14 protein-coding genes and 1 pseudogene are annotated in these 14,473 nt (G+C 70.1%); 7 read left to right on the top strand and 8 right to left on the bottom strand.

Annotated elements, in window-relative coordinates:
• Nucleotides 1-36: 36 nt before the first annotated feature.
• Together omp85 and HG543_RS24040 are read left to right on the top strand one after the other, a co-directional pair.
• Nucleotides 37-1,212 (top strand): Omp85 family outer membrane protein, encoded by a 1,176-nt coding sequence (gene omp85, locus HG543_RS24045; protein ID WP_169347182.1) that lies wholly within the window; start codon nt 37-39, stop codon nt 1,210-1,212.
• Nucleotides 1,213-1,363: 151 nt separating this feature from the next.
• The gene (locus tag HG543_RS24040; RefSeq protein WP_169347181.1) at nt 1,364-2,293 is read left to right on the top strand and encodes a hypothetical protein; all 930 of its coding nucleotides are present in this window, start codon (nt 1,364-1,366) and stop codon (nt 2,291-2,293) included.
• A gap of 108 nt (nt 2,294-2,401) precedes the next feature.
• Here HG543_RS24040 and HG543_RS24035 read toward each other — a convergent pair whose 3' ends face one another.
• Together HG543_RS24035 and HG543_RS24030 are read right to left on the bottom strand one after the other, a co-directional pair.
• Nucleotides 2,402-3,004, bottom strand: coding sequence for a hypothetical protein (locus HG543_RS24035; RefSeq protein WP_169347180.1), 603 nt, complete (start codon nt 3,002-3,004; stop codon nt 2,402-2,404).
• Nucleotides 3,005-3,061: 57 nt separating this feature from the next.
• Nucleotides 3,062-4,387, bottom strand: a complete 1,326-nt coding sequence (locus HG543_RS24030; protein ID WP_246357254.1) for an alpha/beta hydrolase family protein — start codon at nt 4,385-4,387, stop codon at nt 3,062-3,064.
• A 138-nt stretch (nt 4,388-4,525) separates the two neighbouring features.
• Here HG543_RS24030 and HG543_RS24025 point away from each other — a divergent pair, with 138 nt between their 5' ends.
• On the top strand, nt 4,526-4,951 hold the full coding sequence (locus HG543_RS24025; protein WP_211194125.1) for a nuclear transport factor 2 family protein: 426 nt from the start codon (nt 4,526-4,528) through the stop codon (nt 4,949-4,951).
• 19 nt (nt 4,952-4,970) lie between these two features.
• On the opposite strand, the gene HG543_RS24020 is transcribed toward HG543_RS24025, so the two are convergent.
• The 5 genes from HG543_RS24020 to fni are packed head-to-tail and all read right to left on the bottom strand — an operon-like array spanning nt 4,971 to nt 10,403.
• A complete protein-coding gene (locus HG543_RS24020) occupies nt 4,971-6,050 on the bottom strand; it encodes a mevalonate kinase family protein (protein ID WP_169347178.1) in 1,080 nt (359 codons plus the stop codon).
• The gene (gene mvaD, locus HG543_RS24015; RefSeq protein WP_169347177.1) at nt 6,050-7,036 is read right to left on the bottom strand and encodes a diphosphomevalonate decarboxylase; all 987 of its coding nucleotides are present in this window, start codon (nt 7,034-7,036) and stop codon (nt 6,050-6,052) included. Before mvaD ends, HG543_RS24020 begins: the two co-directional genes overlap by 1 nt.
• An 8-nt stretch (nt 7,037-7,044) precedes the next feature.
• Nucleotides 7,045-7,977, bottom strand: coding sequence for a mevalonate kinase (mvk, locus tag HG543_RS24010; protein WP_169347176.1), 933 nt, complete (start codon nt 7,975-7,977; stop codon nt 7,045-7,047).
• A 4-nt stretch (nt 7,978-7,981) separates the two neighbouring features.
• A complete protein-coding gene (locus HG543_RS24005) occupies nt 7,982-9,310 on the bottom strand; it encodes a hydroxymethylglutaryl-CoA reductase, degradative (RefSeq protein ID WP_169347175.1) in 1,329 nt (442 codons plus the stop codon).
• Nucleotides 9,311-9,344: 34 nt separating this feature from the next.
• A complete protein-coding gene (gene fni / locus HG543_RS24000) occupies nt 9,345-10,403 on the bottom strand; it encodes a type 2 isopentenyl-diphosphate Delta-isomerase (protein ID WP_169347174.1) in 1,059 nt (352 codons plus the stop codon).
• 185 nt (nt 10,404-10,588) lie between these two features.
• Between fni and HG543_RS23995 the strand changes: the two genes are divergently transcribed.
• The 3 genes from HG543_RS23995 (at nt 10,589) to HG543_RS23985 (ending at nt 12,938) form a co-directional block, all read left to right on the top strand.
• Entirely contained in the window at nt 10,589-10,975 is a 387-nt protein-coding gene (locus HG543_RS23995; RefSeq protein WP_169347199.1) for a hypothetical protein, read from the top strand.
• Between the two features lie 155 nt (nt 10,976-11,130).
• Nucleotides 11,131-12,093 (top strand): zinc metalloprotease HtpX, encoded by a 963-nt coding sequence (locus HG543_RS23990; RefSeq protein ID WP_169347173.1) that lies wholly within the window; start codon nt 11,131-11,133, stop codon nt 12,091-12,093.
• 26 nt (nt 12,094-12,119) lie between these two features.
• Complete coding sequence (locus HG543_RS23985; protein WP_169347172.1) at nt 12,120-12,938, top strand: helix-turn-helix domain-containing protein; 819 nt, start codon at nt 12,120-12,122, stop codon at nt 12,936-12,938.
• 3 nt (nt 12,939-12,941) lie between these two features.
• Here the strand turns inward: HG543_RS23985 and HG543_RS23980 are convergent, their stop codons facing one another.
• On the bottom strand, nt 12,942-13,757 hold the full coding sequence (locus tag HG543_RS23980) for a 2-oxo acid dehydrogenase subunit E2 (RefSeq protein ID WP_169347171.1): 816 nt from the start codon (nt 13,755-13,757) through the stop codon (nt 12,942-12,944).
• Nucleotides 13,758-13,994: 237 nt separating this feature from the next.
• On the opposite strand from HG543_RS23980, the pseudogene HG543_RS23975 reads away from it, so the two are divergent.
• A pseudogene (locus HG543_RS23975) lies at nt 13,995-14,473 on the top strand (cell envelope biogenesis protein TolA); the annotation flags it as partial.

Here is a 14,473-nt window from a genome sequence, read left to right as displayed (position 1 = left end):
TTTCACTCCTCTGAGGCGTCAGAGCGGTCCGCCCCCATGCTCATTCCGTCTGTCCTGCTGCTCGCCAGCCTGAGTGCCGCGCCCGTGGTGTCTCCACCGCCGCCGGCCCCCGGCCTCACCCCCGCGAAGAAGGACTCTGGAGTCGACGCGATTGCGCTGCCGTTGGTGAGCTTCAGCTCGGACACCGGGTTCGGCTACGGCGGCGTCGGTGGCATGTACCTGTACGCACCGGGGAAGGTGCCGTACGCGCACGCCATTGGCGCGCAGGTGTTCTTCAGCAGCGCCGGCGTGCAGAGCCACTACATCCGCTATGACGGCCCGCAGCTCATTGGCCAGCTGCGGCTGGAGGGGCGGCTGGAGTACCGGCGCGAGATGCGCAGCCCCTACTTCGGCGCGGGCAACCAGTCCGCTCCGGACTTCCGCGGGGACGAGAGCGACCCGCGCTACAACTTCAACAAGGGCGCGCCGGGCTTCTGGGTGCGCCTGCGCGGGCGGCCCTTCGGACCGACGCATCCGCTCCAGTCGTACGTGGGCTACGGGTGGCGGCACACGAGCGTGGACACGTACGAGGCGTCCATGCTGCTGAAGGAGAAGCCGGTCGGCTTCGAGGGCGGCTCCACGGGGCAGTTGCTGGCGGGCGTGCTCTGGGACACGCGCGATGACGAGTCGGACCCGACGGAAGGCGGCGTGGAGGAGCTGGCGCTGCGCGTGTCGGGGGTGGGAACGGGCAGCCGGTACCACTACGCGGGCATCACCCTGAGCGAGCGGCGCTACCTCCGGCTGACCTCGCGGCTGACGCTGGCGCACCGGGTGACGCTGGACATGCTGTTCGGCGACGTGCCCTTTTATGAGTGGAGCAACACGGGCGGCGTCAACGTGTCCGAGGGCATTGGCGGCATGAGCAGCGTGCGCGGCATCGAGCGCAACCGCTTCTCGGGGAACATCAAGGCGTTCAGCAACACGGAGCTGCGCTTCCAGGCGGCGCAGCTCCAGGTCTTCGGACAGAGCATGAAGCTGGGCGCGGTGATGTTCATGGACTTCGGCCGCGTGTGGCACCCGGGCGTGTCGGACGGCAAGTGGTACGAGTGGCACCCGGGCATCGGCGGCGGCGTGCGACTGGCCCGGCGCGCCGCGGTGGTGCGCATGGACTACGCGCGCTCCACGGAGACTGGACGGCAGCGGTTCTACCTGACGTTCGGACACATGTTCTGAGCGGCGAGGAGCCATGCCCCATGTCTGGGACATGAGTGCACAGGCATTGCCCTGTCGCGTCAACCCATCGCCGCCATCTCAAAAAATCCGTAATAGCATGTTTGGCATGTCTGTCTTGATTTGACGGGTAAAACCCGCAATCCTTTCCGCCATGACCAAATCCAGAGGACTGGCGGCAGCGCTTCTCGTTGCATCTCTGTTCGCGGCGAGCCCTGTCTGGGCGCAGGTGCAGGTGTTCACCTTCTCCGCGCCCACGACGATTCCCAATCCCTATTCCACCTTCACGGTCCAATACACCCTGGGTGGGAGCAAGCTCTATCAAGCCACCGCGCAGCTACGGTTCTATTTGTCGACCACGCGGAATGGGACCACCAGTCGCGTCCTGATGGACTCGCGTCAAATCCTCCTCCGTGCAGGGGCCAACGGGCTGTATCTGCCGCCCATCGGAACCCAGACGGCGTCCTTCATGCTGGCGACCGTCCAACCCGATGCCCAGACGGTGCTGGCGGGCATCGCGCAGCGCTGTGCGCCCGAGACCTGGTACCTCCAGGCCGAGGTGGACTTCACCACGGTGCAGGGGGATGACACCGTGATTGGTACCACCAAGCCGGCGGACTTCTACTTCACGGGTGGCACGCTGAGCCCCACGACCATCCAGCCTGGGGGTACGACCAACTTCTCCTTCACGCTGGCAACGCAGTGCCCGGCCACCGCGCCGTCGACCGTCGGTGTCTTCCTTGCCGATGCCAACTACCAGCTGCTGAGCTACATCGGCGGGGTCTCCATCGGCACGGGCTCCGGGACCTTCTCCCTCCCTCCCACGCCCATCACCTTCTCGCCCACCATTGCCCCGGGTGCCTACAACATCGTGCTGCTCGCGGACGTGGATGGGGTCATTGCCGAGAGCAATGAGAACAACAACGCCGGCGCCTTCGCCCTGGACATCGTTCCGAGCGCGCTTGCCGCCGCGCGCGGCGAGGCTGGCCCGCTGACGCTGGACGTCCCGGTGCCCGCCGAGGCCGCCTCCCTGCCAGACGGCTCGCAGGCGAGCATGCCGGACAACGACAGCCAGAAGCTCTGAGTCGGCGTCCGTGTTTCCAGGCCCACCGCCCAGGCCCGAACGGCCTGTGGCGGTGCGGCTTTGTGAAGAACATGTTCTGGGGCACCGCACCCAGCCCGAGGGCCGGGGCTACAGCTTCACACCGTCCAGCTGCGCCAGCACGCCGTAGAGGGCGTTCTCGGAGGTGCCCGTCTCCCAGGCGAGCCTCGACGCGGAGAGCGTCACGGCCGACAGCGAGGGCGGGGACCTCGCAATGGCCTTGAAAACGGCTCCGACCGGCCCGGGCCACGGGAGCGCGGTCAGCTCGCGGCTCCGCGGCACGGGGTCGAAGACGGTGAAGCAGGGCCACGACGGGAACCGGAGGGTGCTGACGTCACAGCCGAAGAAGCGGCACCCGTCCAGAGATGCGTCCGTGAAGTCGCAGTCCTCGATGCCGCCCAGCTCGGGATGCTGCGCGGTGGGCCAGCGCCCGAAGTCATTGCCAATCATCAAGCCCGTGAAGCGACACCCCTTCAGACGGGCCTTCTCCCACCGGAACTCCGCGAGCGCCGTCTTCACGTCGATGGTGCAGTCGATGAGCCGTGCCCCGTCGATGGTCAGTGCGGAACGCGGCACATCGATGACGAGCTGGCACCTTCTCAGGGTGAGGTTGGGCCCCAGGTAGTGGAGCTCCGAGCGGCGGTTCAGCTCCAGGCGCTCGTCTTCGATTTCCCGGTCGCTGAAGGTGATCATGAAGTCCCGGCAGTGTCTCGCAGGTGGCTTCATGGCCACAACGGTCCGTTCGCCGGCTCAGATGTACTCGTCGAGCCAGTCGAACATGCGGTGGTTGGCGACGGCCTGCGCCGCTTCCTGGCAGTGCAGCAGCCCCGTGTCCTCCGCGGTGAAGAGCATGTAGTCCTTGGGACACGTCAGGGCGTCGAAGAGCAACTTCGCCTGGCCCACGGAGAAGGCCTCCGCGGTGCCGTCCATCACCAGCGTCCGGCAGCGGATGCGGTGGACGGTGGGCACGTTGGTGAACTCTCGGAGCTTGAACATCAGGTCCGATGGCGAGCTCGCGCCGTGCTTGGACATCGAGTCCCGCATGTACCAGCGGTACAGGAACACCGCGTCCATGAGCTGGTAGAGGGCCGCGTCAAAGGCCTGCGGGTCCTCGTCGAGCAGCGGCATCACCTCGGGGAAGTAGGTGTTGAACTGGTCGAACATGGACTGGCCCCAGTCCAGCACGCCGGGGTTGGGAATGAGGATCTTGATGCGCCGCTCGAACGCCGCCGCGCGGGGAACGAGCGCACCACCCATGCTCCAGCCCAGCAGCGCGATGCGCCGGTCATCCACCCCCGCGATGCGCGTGGCGAAGTCGATGACCGGGGTGATGACCTTCTCCCAGTCGGGACGGAAGACGAGCCCCTGCTCGCGGATGGCCATGCCCTGACCGGGCGCGTGGACGATGAGGCAGTGGTAGCCCCGGGCCAGGGCCGCGTCGATGACGTACTTGGACTCCTCGGGCCAGGCGTCGCGCCCCTGCTGGAAGACGAGCAGCGGCGCACGGCCGCGGGCCCGGGGCGCTCGGAAGAAGTAGCCGGGCAGCGTCGTGCCCTCGTAGGGGATGCGCATGGCGACCGCGGGAATCTCCAGCAGGGCAATGGCCTTGTCGTACGCGACGACGGCCTTGCGCCCCGTCTCGAGCACGCTTGGGTGGTCCGGCTCGGGGTGATGAATCAGGGCCGCGCGGTAGTAGTTGGCGGCGCGCAGGTAGGCATTGCCCGCGCTGAGCCTGCGTCCCCGAGCGAGGCTCGCATCACCCATCTGGCGGATCCGGTCGGCGGTGCTCACCCACTCGGTGGGCCAGCTCCAGTCTTCAGCTGGATTGATGCGGTGCGCGGTGTCGAGCACCTCGCCGATGTCCGCCTGCGCGCTGTAGGTCGCGGCCAGGAAGTGCAGGAGCTGGCTCTCCATGATGGGGTCGGACAGCAACCCCAGCTCGTACCAGGGCCGCTCCTCCGCCTGGCTCCGCGGCGACGGAGACGGACGAGGCGCTGCACCAGCGGGAGCCGCACCGAGGAGCGCGAGACCTCCGGTGATGCCCAAGCCAGCCTTGAAGAGTGAACGTCGGTCCATCGACGAGCCCATGTCTGAAACCTCCTGCGCGGCGTTTGTCGATGAAACGCCGCAGGCCCGGGTTTCTGTCACCAGGGGGCGCGCCGGCCGCGAATGACCTGCGCCGATCTCGGGGGAAGGTTAAGTGGTACTCCCGTCATGAGCCAGATGCCCTACGGGACGACGGAAGCAGACGCCCGAACGACCCGCTCCACCGTCGAGGCGCTCCTGCAAGGATTGGAAGCAGGCAAGAGCGTGGCCGAGCTGTTCGCCGAACAGGTCGATTGGGACATTCCTGGTGCGAAAGAGGTCCCCTGGATCGGTCGCCGCTCCACCCGAGCGGAGGTCGCCGGGTTCTTCGACTCATTGCACGACCACGTCATCGTCCATGAGTTCCGCGTCACGCAAATCCTGGTCGATGGCCGTGACGCCGTGCTGCTGGGGCGGCTTCACGACACCGTCAAGGCCACGGGCCGTCCGCTGACAACTGCGTTCGCGATACATCTGACCGTGGAGAAGGGGCACATCACGCGCTACCACCTCTACGAGGACAGCTACGCCGTGGCGCGAGCCGTCATCCCATAGCCGGCGAAGCGGGGCGCACTCAGGCGAGCGCGTCCACCCAGGTCCGCAGCCGCGAGTCCACCTGCGCCTCGCCGCGCACGCCGGGCTCCGCCTCCAGCGTCAGGGTATGGAAGCCGCGCGCCTCCAGGCCCTTGCACAGCTCCGCGCGCGCCTGCGCATCCGGAGCGAAGAGGATGCACCCGTCCCCGCCTCCGGCCCCAGACAGCTTCCCCGCACAACCGTAGGCCGCGGCCAGGGCCAGCACCCGCCGCATTCCTTCCGTCTCCAGCGGGCCCAGCTCCAACAACAACTCATGCTGCGCCTTCACCGCTTCGGAGAACGCGCGGAAGTCTCCGCCACCCAGGCCCGTTTCAATCTCGTGCCCCAGCGCGTCCGAGCGCGCCACGAAGGCCCGCCGTCCCACCTCCGCCAGCCGCGCCTCCACCTGCCCAATCAGCACCCGCGTGGACGCGCTCTCGCCCGTGAAGGCATACGCCATGGCCACGCGAGGCACAGCCAGCCGCCACACGTCCACGGAGGGCGACTCCGCCAGCGCCGCGCGCAGCCGCCCGGCGTTGCTCGCCTCGATGAGCGGCGCCACGTCATAGCGCCGGTAGCGCAAGAGCCCTCCGGCGAAGCTCGCCGCCACGTCCCCGCCGCTCCCCTTCCCGCCCTGCCCGAGCGTGTGCGCCGCCAGCGCCAGCTTCAGCGCGTCGAAGCGCTCGTCCAGCACATAGCGAGCCCCTTCGGCCGCCAGCACCGTCGCGCATGCGCTGCCGCCCATGCCCAGCTTCTGCCCGTTGGGCCCCACCGCCGACGGCGCCACCGCCAAATCGAAACCCGGGGCCGCGCGGCCGTGCGCCCGCAGCGCCTGGTCCAGCGTGCGCGCCACGAAGGAGAACCCCGCCGGCACCTCGCGCTCCCAGCGCACGCCCAGGGGCGTGGTGCTGCCGGCCAGCGTCCCTTCTTCCAGGCACACGTGCACGCGGGCATCCGCGCGCCGCCGCACGTACGCCGCCGTGCGGGGCGCCACCGCCGCCACGCGCGCCACCCCGCCCCACAGCACCGCGTACTCGCCGGAGACGAACAGCTTGCCCGGCGCGGAGAGGGCGCGCTCCATCAGAACAGGTGCTCCGCCTTCAGCACCGCGTCACCGCCGGGCACACAGCGCACCACGTCCACCGCGCCGCACGCGCGGGCCAGCGCCTCGGCCGCCACCTCGTGCGCCGCGTCCGTCAGCAGCACCGGGTTGGGCCCCGCGTCCAGCGTGAACCACACCGGCATGCCCTTCTTCCGCTGCTCGCGCAGGTGCTGGATGAGCGCCAGCGTCGCCGAGTTCAGGTAGCAGAGCGGCGGGTTCGCCGCGAGCGCCGTGGCATGCATCCGCCACGCGTTGCGTTCGCACAGCTCACCCAGGGCCTCCAGGTCGTGCCGGGCGATGTGCTCGCGCGCGTGGGCAATCTCCTGCTCCGCGTCCTGCACCCACGCCGGGTAGTACGGGCTGGTCTCCACCGTGTGCTTCATCCCGTCCCGCGACTTCACCTCCTTCTCGCCGCGGTCCAGGATGGCCACCACCATGCGCACGTCCGGCCAGTGCGCGGCATCGAAGCGCTGCACCGCGAAGCTGTCCTCTCCATCCGGACGCTCCCCGCGCTGCCACTCGCAGAAGCCGCCCTGCACGCTCCGGCACGCCGAGCCGCTGCCCATACGCGCCAGGATGCTCGCCGCCCGGGGCTCCGCCGGCAGCCCCGCCGCCGCGCGCCCCGCCACCGCCAGCGCCGCGAAGCCCGCCGCGCTGCTCGCCAGGCCCGCCGCCATCGGGAAGTCCCCGCGCGAGACCACCTTCGCCGGGCCCAACGCCTTCCCCGCCATGGCCTTCACCGCCTCCAGCAGGCGCAGCACGCGATCCCGCTCGCTGCCCTTCGCGGTATGGCCGTTGAGCTCCACCTGGTCGTGCGAGGCGCCGAACTCCACCGTCGTCGTCACCGACAGCGGCGACAGCGTGAGGGACAGGCTGGACTGGTGCGGAAGGATGAGCGCCTCGTCCCGCTTCCCCCAGTACTTCACGAGGGCGATGTTCGGATGCGCCAGGGCAGTGGCTTTCATGAAAGGACTCACGTCGCCCGCGGTCCCGCGAGCTGGCTGCTGAAGCACCGCACGCCGAGCGCGGTCAGCTTCGCCACCGCGGGCGCCGGTTCGAGGAACAGGCCGATGACGGCCCCACCATCTCCGCCGGCCCCGGTGAGCTTGGCGCCCAGCGCCCCCAGCCCCCGCAGCCGGTACACCATCTCTTCCAACGGCGGCGACGACAGCCCCAGCGCCGCCAGCAGCCCCTGGTTGACGTTCATCGCGTCTCCCAGCGCCGCCAGGTCACCGGATGCCACCGCCTCCGCGCCCTCCGACGCCACCCGTCCAATCTCCGTGAACAGGCGCCGGTACCGCTCCGGCCACCGGGCCTGCCGCTCGCGCAGCGCGCCCACCGTGGCCTTCGTGGGGCTGCGCTCTCCGGCCAGCGCCACCACCACGCTCAACGACTTGGGGCTGTCCACCACCCGCCCCTTGCCCACCGCCGTCCCCGGCTTGCGCCGGTAGAGGACGAGCCGCTCCTCCGCGCTGGTGGTGTGGTCCACGCCGGACGGCGTGCCGTGGAACTCCTGCTCCATCTCCCACGCCACCCGCGCCGTCTCCTTCGCCGTGGGCTCCTTCCCCGCGGCCTTCAACAAGAGCCGCGAGCAGGCCACGGACAGCGCCGCGGAGCTGCCCAGGCCCACGGCCAGCGGCAGGTCCGCGTCCAGCGTCACCTTCACCGCGGGCTCGCCGGTGGCCTTCGCCGCGCGGGCAAAGGCCGCCGTGAGCTGCGCGCGCTGATGCCGGCTCAGGTGGGGCGGCAGGGTGAGCTGGCAGCGCTTCGCGGGCACGCCGCGCGCCGTCACACCCTGGGACAGCGGCCCGGCCAGCGCCGGGTGGCCGTACACCACGCTGTGCTCACCCAGCAGGATGACCTTGCCGGCGCCGAAGGCCTCGATTGGCGGAGGGCGGGAGGCCACGGGCTCAGACGTTGGTGCCGGTGGCGGCCGCGACGTCCTCGGCCGGGAGGCTGGCGAGAATCTCCTTCGCCTTCTCCACCTTCACGTGGCCGGCCTTCACCAGGAGGTTCGCGAGCTTCTCCACCATGTGGCCGCGAGCGCCCGCCGTCACCGCCACGCAGCGCGCGTGCAGCGCCATGTGGCCCTTCTGGATGCCCACGCTGCCCAGCGCCCGCAGCGCCGCGAAGTTCTGCGCCAGACCCACCGCCGCGAACACCATGGCCAGCTCGCGCACGTTGCTGGTGCGCATCAGCTTCAGCGCCATCTGCACGCCCGGGTGCACCTTGATGGGGCCACCCACCGTGCCCAGCGCCATGGGCAGCTCGATGCGGCCCACCAGGTGGCCCTCCTCCAGGTACCAGGTGGACAGCGGACGGTACTGGCCGCCGCGGCAGGCGAACGCGTGCGCGCCGGCTTCAATCGCGCGCCAGTCCTGACCCGTGGCGATGGCCACCGAGTCGATGCCGTTCATCACGCCCTTGTTGTGCGTGGCCGCGCGGTACGGGTCCGCCTCCGCGAAGCGGCTGGCCTGGGCGATGCCCTCGGCGATCTCCTCGCCCGGCATGTTGAAGTCCGCCAGCTGCGCCAGGGGAATCCGGCACATGGCCCGCGCCAGCCGGCGGTCCGCCAGGTTGGACAGGATGCGCAGGTACACCTTGCCGCCGGTGATCTGCTCGATGAGCGGCGCCACGCCCTCGGCGACGGTGTTGATGAGGTTGGCCCCCATCGCCTCCTGCGTGTCGATGAGGATGTGGACGATGAGCAGCGGCTCGCCGCGCGGGCCCTCCGGCGCCGGCAGCACGCGCACCTCCACGTCCCGGGCGCCACCGCCGCGCGCCACCATGGACGGGTGGAAGCTGTTGGCCAGCGCGAGAATCTGCTCCTTGTGCTCCAGGATGCGCTCGGTGGCCACGGTCGGGTCCCCGTACCGCGTCACCTGCACCTGGCCGATCATCATCGAGTCGTCGGCCTCGGCGATGAAGCCGCCCGCCTCGCGGACGATCTTGGCGGCGAAGGACACCGCGGCCACGACGGACGGCTCCTCCACCGCCATGGGCACCAGGTAGTCGCGCCCGTTGACCTGCATGTTCAGGCCCAGGCCCAGCGGCAGGGAGAACGTCCCCACCGCGTTTTCAATCATCTGGTTGGCCAGCACGGGCTGCAGCGCCTCCGTGCCACGCAGCTGCTGCAGGTCCTCGGGGGCGAGCCGGAACATCTGGGCGAGCACCGCGAGGCGCTCCTCCATGGGCAGCTTGTGGAACCCGGCGAGCCGGGAGGTCACGGTGTCAGACATGTTCTTCCTTCCCCAACTACGGCGCGGGCCTGCTCTACAGGGCCGCGAGCCAATCCTTCAACTCTCCGGTCACCACCCGGGGCCGCTGTCGCAGTTCAGCGCAGCTTCTGCTCCCCGTCAGGACGAGCGCCTGCCTCAGGCCCGCGAGGATGACTCCCAGCGCGGCCTCCGCCCCCTCGACTCCACCGGTCTGCTGCGCGCGGAACAGCGGCAGCGCCATGCCGGCCAGGTCCGCGCCCAGCGCGAGCACCTTGGCCACCTCCAAACCCGTTCGGATGCCGCCGCTAGCGACCAGCCGGACTTCCGCCCCCACGCTCCGCCGCACCGTGGCGATGGCCGCCGCCGTGGGGATGCCCCACGCGCTGAACTCGGCGCCCAGCTCGGCCTGCACGCCGGACGCGCGCAGCTGCTCCACCCGCACCCACGAGGTGCCGCCCAGGCCGGACACGTCGATGTTCCGCACGCCCAGGTCCACCAGGCGCCGCGCCACGTCCGGGCCGATGCCGCACCCCGTCTCCTTCACCAGCAGCCGATCGCCGAAGGCGCGCACCAGCGCCTCCACCACGCGGTAGCCGTCCCGGAAGTCCCTATCGCCTTCCGGCTGCGTCAGCTCCTGGCCCGCGTTGAGGTGCAGCGCCAGCCCGTCCGCGCCGATGGCGTCCATCAGCCGGCGCGAGCCATCCACCCCCAGCCGCACCGCCTGGTACAGGCCGATGTTGCCCAGCAGCGCCACCGTGGGCGCCACCTGCCGCACCGCGTATGACGCCGTCCGCGAGGCGTCCTCCGCCATGGCGCGCTGGCTGCCCACGCCGAAGGCCAGCCCGTGCCGCTCGGCGACGAGCGCCAGGTCGCGGTTCACGGCGCCCGCGCGCTCGGTACCACCCGTCATCCCCGTGACGAGGAGGGGGTAGCGCAGCCGCTTGCCCAGGAAGGTCGTGGTCAGGTCCACGTCCTCCACCGCCATCTCCGGCATGGCGCAGTGCACGAGGCGCACGCACTCCAACAGGGTGCTGTTGCCGGTGGGCTCAACGTCTCCAGTGGCGCACAGGTCCAGGTGGGCATCCTTGCGCTTGGCTGTGATGTCCTCACCCATGGTGTTCAAACCCGGTCCGCCCGAAACGCCCAGAACGTGTAAGTGCCTGAATAACGGAGGGTTCCTAGCAAGCGCCGGGGCCGGGGCGCAAGCCAAAGGACCCCGAGCGGTCGGCTGGGCGACCCGAATGGACGAGGCCGGCTTGTGGACGGTATGAGGCCCAGGTGAGCACGCCCCCGTCCAAGGTGGTCGTCTTCCTGCACAGCGGCGACTACGACCGCGTCCACCAGGGCCTGTCCATCGCCGCCGCCGCCGTGGCCTCCGGGCGCAAGGCGGAGGTGTACCTCTTCTGGTGGGCCCTGGAGCGCTTCCTGAAGGACGCGCTGGACGAGCCTGACTTCGCGGGGCGCGACGACATCAATGACCGCTTCGAGTCGCGCGGCATGCCCACCTTGCGCGTGCTCCTGGAGCACCTGAAGGACTCCGGGCTGTGCACCCTCGCCGGCTGCACGGGCTCGCTCGGCGCTCTGGGAGAGGAAGCGGCCGCCGGGCAGAGTGGCATCGAGGTCTGGCTGGGCTGGAGCGCCATCCTCCAGCGCACCGCCGGTGTCACGGACCGCTTCTACCTCTGAGCGAAGTCACGGCCGCCCGTCTTCCCGTCCGCCCTGCTGGCGTGCCCGGCGCCGAACGGGCATGGCCGTGGCCTGCCCGCTTTCGTTGACGCTCCTGCCTCCCTGTTTACGTTTTTGAAGTCCTTGAAGAGACAAGGGAAAGGAACGAGACGACCATGGCTTACAGCGGCACGGACACCCATTCGCGAAGCAGCGGCAGTGGGTGGCACCGTCTGGGCAACGCGCTCAAGACGACGGTGCTGCTCGCGGGGCTGACGGCGCTCGTCCTCGTCATTGGCGAGCGGCTCGGCGGCCCGCAGGGCCTGATGTTCGCGGGCCTCTTCGCCGTGGTGATGAACTTCGGCTCCTACTGGTTCAGCGACCGCATCGCCCTGGCCATCCACGGCGCGCAGCCGCTGCCCTACGAGCAGGCGCCCTGGCTGCATCAGATGATTGAACGGCTGGCGGCGCGCGCGGGCATGCCGAAGCCGAAGGTCTACATCCTGCCCACGCGCACGCCCAACGCGTTCGCCACGGGCCGCAACCCCAGCCACGCGGCGGTGGCGGTGACGGCGGGGCTGATGGACATCCTCGACCGGCGCGAGCTGGAAGGCGTGCTTGCGCACGAGCTCGGCCACGTGCGCAACCGCGACACGCTCATCGGCACGGTGGCGGCCACGCTTGCGGGCATCATCAGCTACGCGGCGCAGATGCTGTTCTGGTTCGGCGGCTCCATGCTCAGCCGGGGTGACGAGGAGGAAGGTGGCGGCATCGCCGGAGCCTTCGCCAACCTGGGGCTCCTGCTGGTGGCCCCCATCGCCGCCACGCTGCTGCAACTGGCGGTGAGCCGCTCGCGCGAGTACGGCGCGGACGCCACGGGCGCGGAGCTGTGCGGTGACCCGGATGCGCTGGCGGACGCGCTGCTGAAGCTGGAGCGCGGCGCGGAGCTGATGCCGTACGACAGGGCCCCCGCCACCTCGCACCTGTTCATCGTCAACCCGCTGCACCACGGCGGCGTCATGTCGCTGTTCTCCACGCACCCGCCCATCCCGGAGCGCGTGCGCCGCCTGCGCGACATGGGCGCCCGGAGCGCGCGGGGCTCTCGCGCTGCTCGCGGGGGTTGGGAGTACGCGTACTGACGCGGTAGGTTCCGCGCTCCGGCGCGATGATTCGCTCAGAGAACGGACAGCCCAGGGGCATCCTCAACCTCAAGGCGGGTGAGCGGAAGTTCGGCCTCACCCGCCTTCTGCCGTCCGAACACCTTGCCCCCTTCGTGAGCCACTACTGGATTGTCACGTGGGACCTCCGGGGCCAGGAGCCCTACGTGTCCGAGGTCCTCTCGCATCCTTCGGTCCACCTCGCGATTGAGCGGGGCCACACTGAAATCTACGGAGTGGTGAAGAAGAAGTTCATCCGGAAGATCGAAGGCCAGGGCCGGACGTTCGGCGTGAAGTTCCACCCCGGGGCCTTCTACCCCTTCGTGAACTTCCCCGTGTCGCGCCTCACGGACAAGCGGGTGTCGCTGGAGTCCGCGCTGGGCCTGGACACCCAGGCGCTGGAGTCCGCGGTGCTGGCGCACGAGGACGATCGGGCCTCCATGGCGGAGGTGGAGCGCTTCCTGCGCACCCGCCTGCCCGCCCGGGACGAGACGGTGGACCAGGTGCGGCGCATCGTGGAGCGCATCATCGCGGACCCGGAGCTCGTCAAGGTGGACGCGCTCGTCGAGGAGTTCGGCCTGGGCAAGCGCGCCCTGCAGCGGCTCTTCAGCCAGTACGTCGGCGTGGGCCCCAAGTGGGTGATTCAGCGCTTCCGCCTCCACGAGGCCGCCGAGCGGCTCGCGAAGCTCGGGCCCGGAGAGACACCCCGGCTGGCGGACCTCGCGGCGTCGCTCGGCTACTTCGACCAGGCGCACTTCATCAAGGACTTCAAGGCGCTCGTCGGCCAGTCTCCGGCCGACTACCTGCGGCGGCTGCGCGGCGAGTAGGCCTCACTCCGGCGCGCCGAAGGCGGTGAACGGGTCCTCCAGCATCTCCCGCACCGTGCTGGCCAGCACGCCCGCGTGGTACCCGTCGATGAAGCGGTGGTCGATGGACGCGTTGACGCTCATCACCTGCCCCACCACCACGCGCTCCCCTTCCACCACCGCGGCCCTGCGCACCGCGCCGGGTGCGAGGAACACCGGCACCCGCGTGAAGGGCACCAGCGGCAGGTACGCGGTGTCCAGCCCCAGCGCCCCCACGTCGGTGACCACGGCCGCGCCGAACGCGTCCCGCGGCAGGCCGAAGCGGCCCAGGTCCAGGTTGAGCGTCACCGCGAGGAACGACACCACCCGCGTGAAGAGGTGCAGCAGCGGCGACGGCACGCGCTCCACCAGACGCCACCCGCGCTCGGGGCCCGCGTCCTCGCGCACCGCCACGTCCACCTCCGCGGCCAGCTCGCGCAGGCTCTTCTTGTCCGCGTCCGCCACCCGCACCGGCACCAGCCGCACGTCGCCGCCCTCCTGCCGCGTCACCAGCGCGGACACGGTGACGCGCTGGCGCAGGTAGATGCGGCCGAAGCGCAGCACCGCGTTGGCGTCCGGGCAGCGGCGCAGCGCCTCCGCCAGCGCCTTGAGCACCAGGTGCGTCACCGTCAGGCGCACGCCCGTGCGTGCCTGGAAGGCGTCCATATAGGACAGCGCCCGGTCCATGCGCACGGTGAGCGTGCCGTAGACGGTGGGGTCATACGCCGTCTCCCAGCTGCCGATGGCCAGCTTGCGGAAGCTCGAGATGTGCCGCTTGGGACTCAGCTCCAGATGCGCCATCGAGTGCTTGCTCCTCGGGGGTGCGCGGGGCCGCCAGCATCGCGGCTCTCCGGGGGCCGGGGAAGGCCCCGCATGGGTGCACGCCCTCCACGGAAGGAGTCGATTTCCGGAGTGCATGAGGCCCCGAGGCAGGGCATAGAGGCCACCCAACAAGCGCCGTCGCCCAGTCGACTCTTGACGAGCCGGTGTCCGGCGATAGGCTGCCCCGCTTTTTGCATCTCCCGTGGAGGTCGTTCCGTGCTGGTTGCCCTCATCCTCGTATCGATCGGGTTTGCCGTGACACTCGGCATCCTGCTCTTCGGCGGCTCGAATCGAGCCGCGCTTCCGTCCTCCTCTTCCTCCGCGCCCTCGTTCCGCAACGAGCTGGAGTCCGAGTCCCAGCGGCGCGCGAAGGCGGAGTCGGAGCTTCAGCGGAAGCAGAAGGAGCTGGATGAGCAGCGTTCCCAGCTCCAGGACGTGAAGGAGCAGCTCAAGCAGACCAAGCGCAAGCTCTTCGAGCAGAAGGAGTCGGAGAAGGGCTCGCAGGACCTGGTGAAGGCCCGCGCCGAGGAGGAGCGCGCCGCGTCCATCCAGCTCGAGCGGACCCGCGAGGAGCTGGCCCACGTGCTGGCGGAGAACCAGCGCCTGAAGACGGAGGCGGAGGCCCGCGGCCGTCGCCCGCAGCCCGCTCCGGTTGCCGCGCCCGCGCCCGCCGCCGCCCCCGTGCAGCAGATCTC

The sequence above is a fragment of the Pyxidicoccus fallax genome, from assembly GCF_012933655.1.
GTDB classification, from domain to species: Bacteria; Myxococcota; Myxococcia; order Myxococcales; family Myxococcaceae; genus Myxococcus; species Myxococcus fallax.
This window is presented reverse-complemented; position numbering and strand designations above follow the sequence as displayed.

Coding starts and splice junctions, on each gene's coding strand:
- omp85 (WP_169347182.1), top strand. CDS start 37: ATGCTCATTCCGTCTGTCCTGCTGCTCGCCAGCCTGAGTGCCGCGCCC.
- HG543_RS24040 (WP_169347181.1), top strand. CDS start 1,364: ATGACCAAATCCAGAGGACTGGCGGCAGCGCTTCTCGTTGCATCTCTG.
- HG543_RS24035 (WP_169347180.1), bottom strand. CDS start 3,004: ATGATCACCTTCAGCGACCGGGAAATCGAAGACGAGCGCCTGGAGCTG.
- HG543_RS24030 (WP_246357254.1), bottom strand. CDS start 4,387: ATGGACCGACGTTCACTCTTCAAGGCTGGCTTGGGCATCACCGGAGGT.
- HG543_RS24025 (WP_211194125.1), top strand. CDS start 4,526: ATGAGCCAGATGCCCTACGGGACGACGGAAGCAGACGCCCGAACGACC.
- HG543_RS24020 (WP_169347178.1), bottom strand. CDS start 6,050: ATGGAGCGCGCCCTCTCCGCGCCGGGCAAGCTGTTCGTCTCCGGCGAG.
- mvaD (WP_169347177.1), bottom strand. CDS start 7,036: ATGAAAGCCACTGCCCTGGCGCATCCGAACATCGCCCTCGTGAAGTAC.
- HG543_RS24005 (WP_169347175.1), bottom strand. CDS start 9,310: ATGTCTGACACCGTGACCTCCCGGCTCGCCGGGTTCCACAAGCTGCCC.
- fni (WP_169347174.1), bottom strand. CDS start 10,403: ATGGGTGAGGACATCACAGCCAAGCGCAAGGATGCCCACCTGGACCTG.
- HG543_RS23990 (WP_169347173.1), top strand. CDS start 11,131: ATGGCTTACAGCGGCACGGACACCCATTCGCGAAGCAGCGGCAGTGGG.
- HG543_RS23985 (WP_169347172.1), top strand. CDS start 12,120: ATGATTCGCTCAGAGAACGGACAGCCCAGGGGCATCCTCAACCTCAAG.
- HG543_RS23980 (WP_169347171.1), bottom strand. CDS start 13,757: ATGGCGCATCTGGAGCTGAGTCCCAAGCGGCACATCTCGAGCTTCCGC.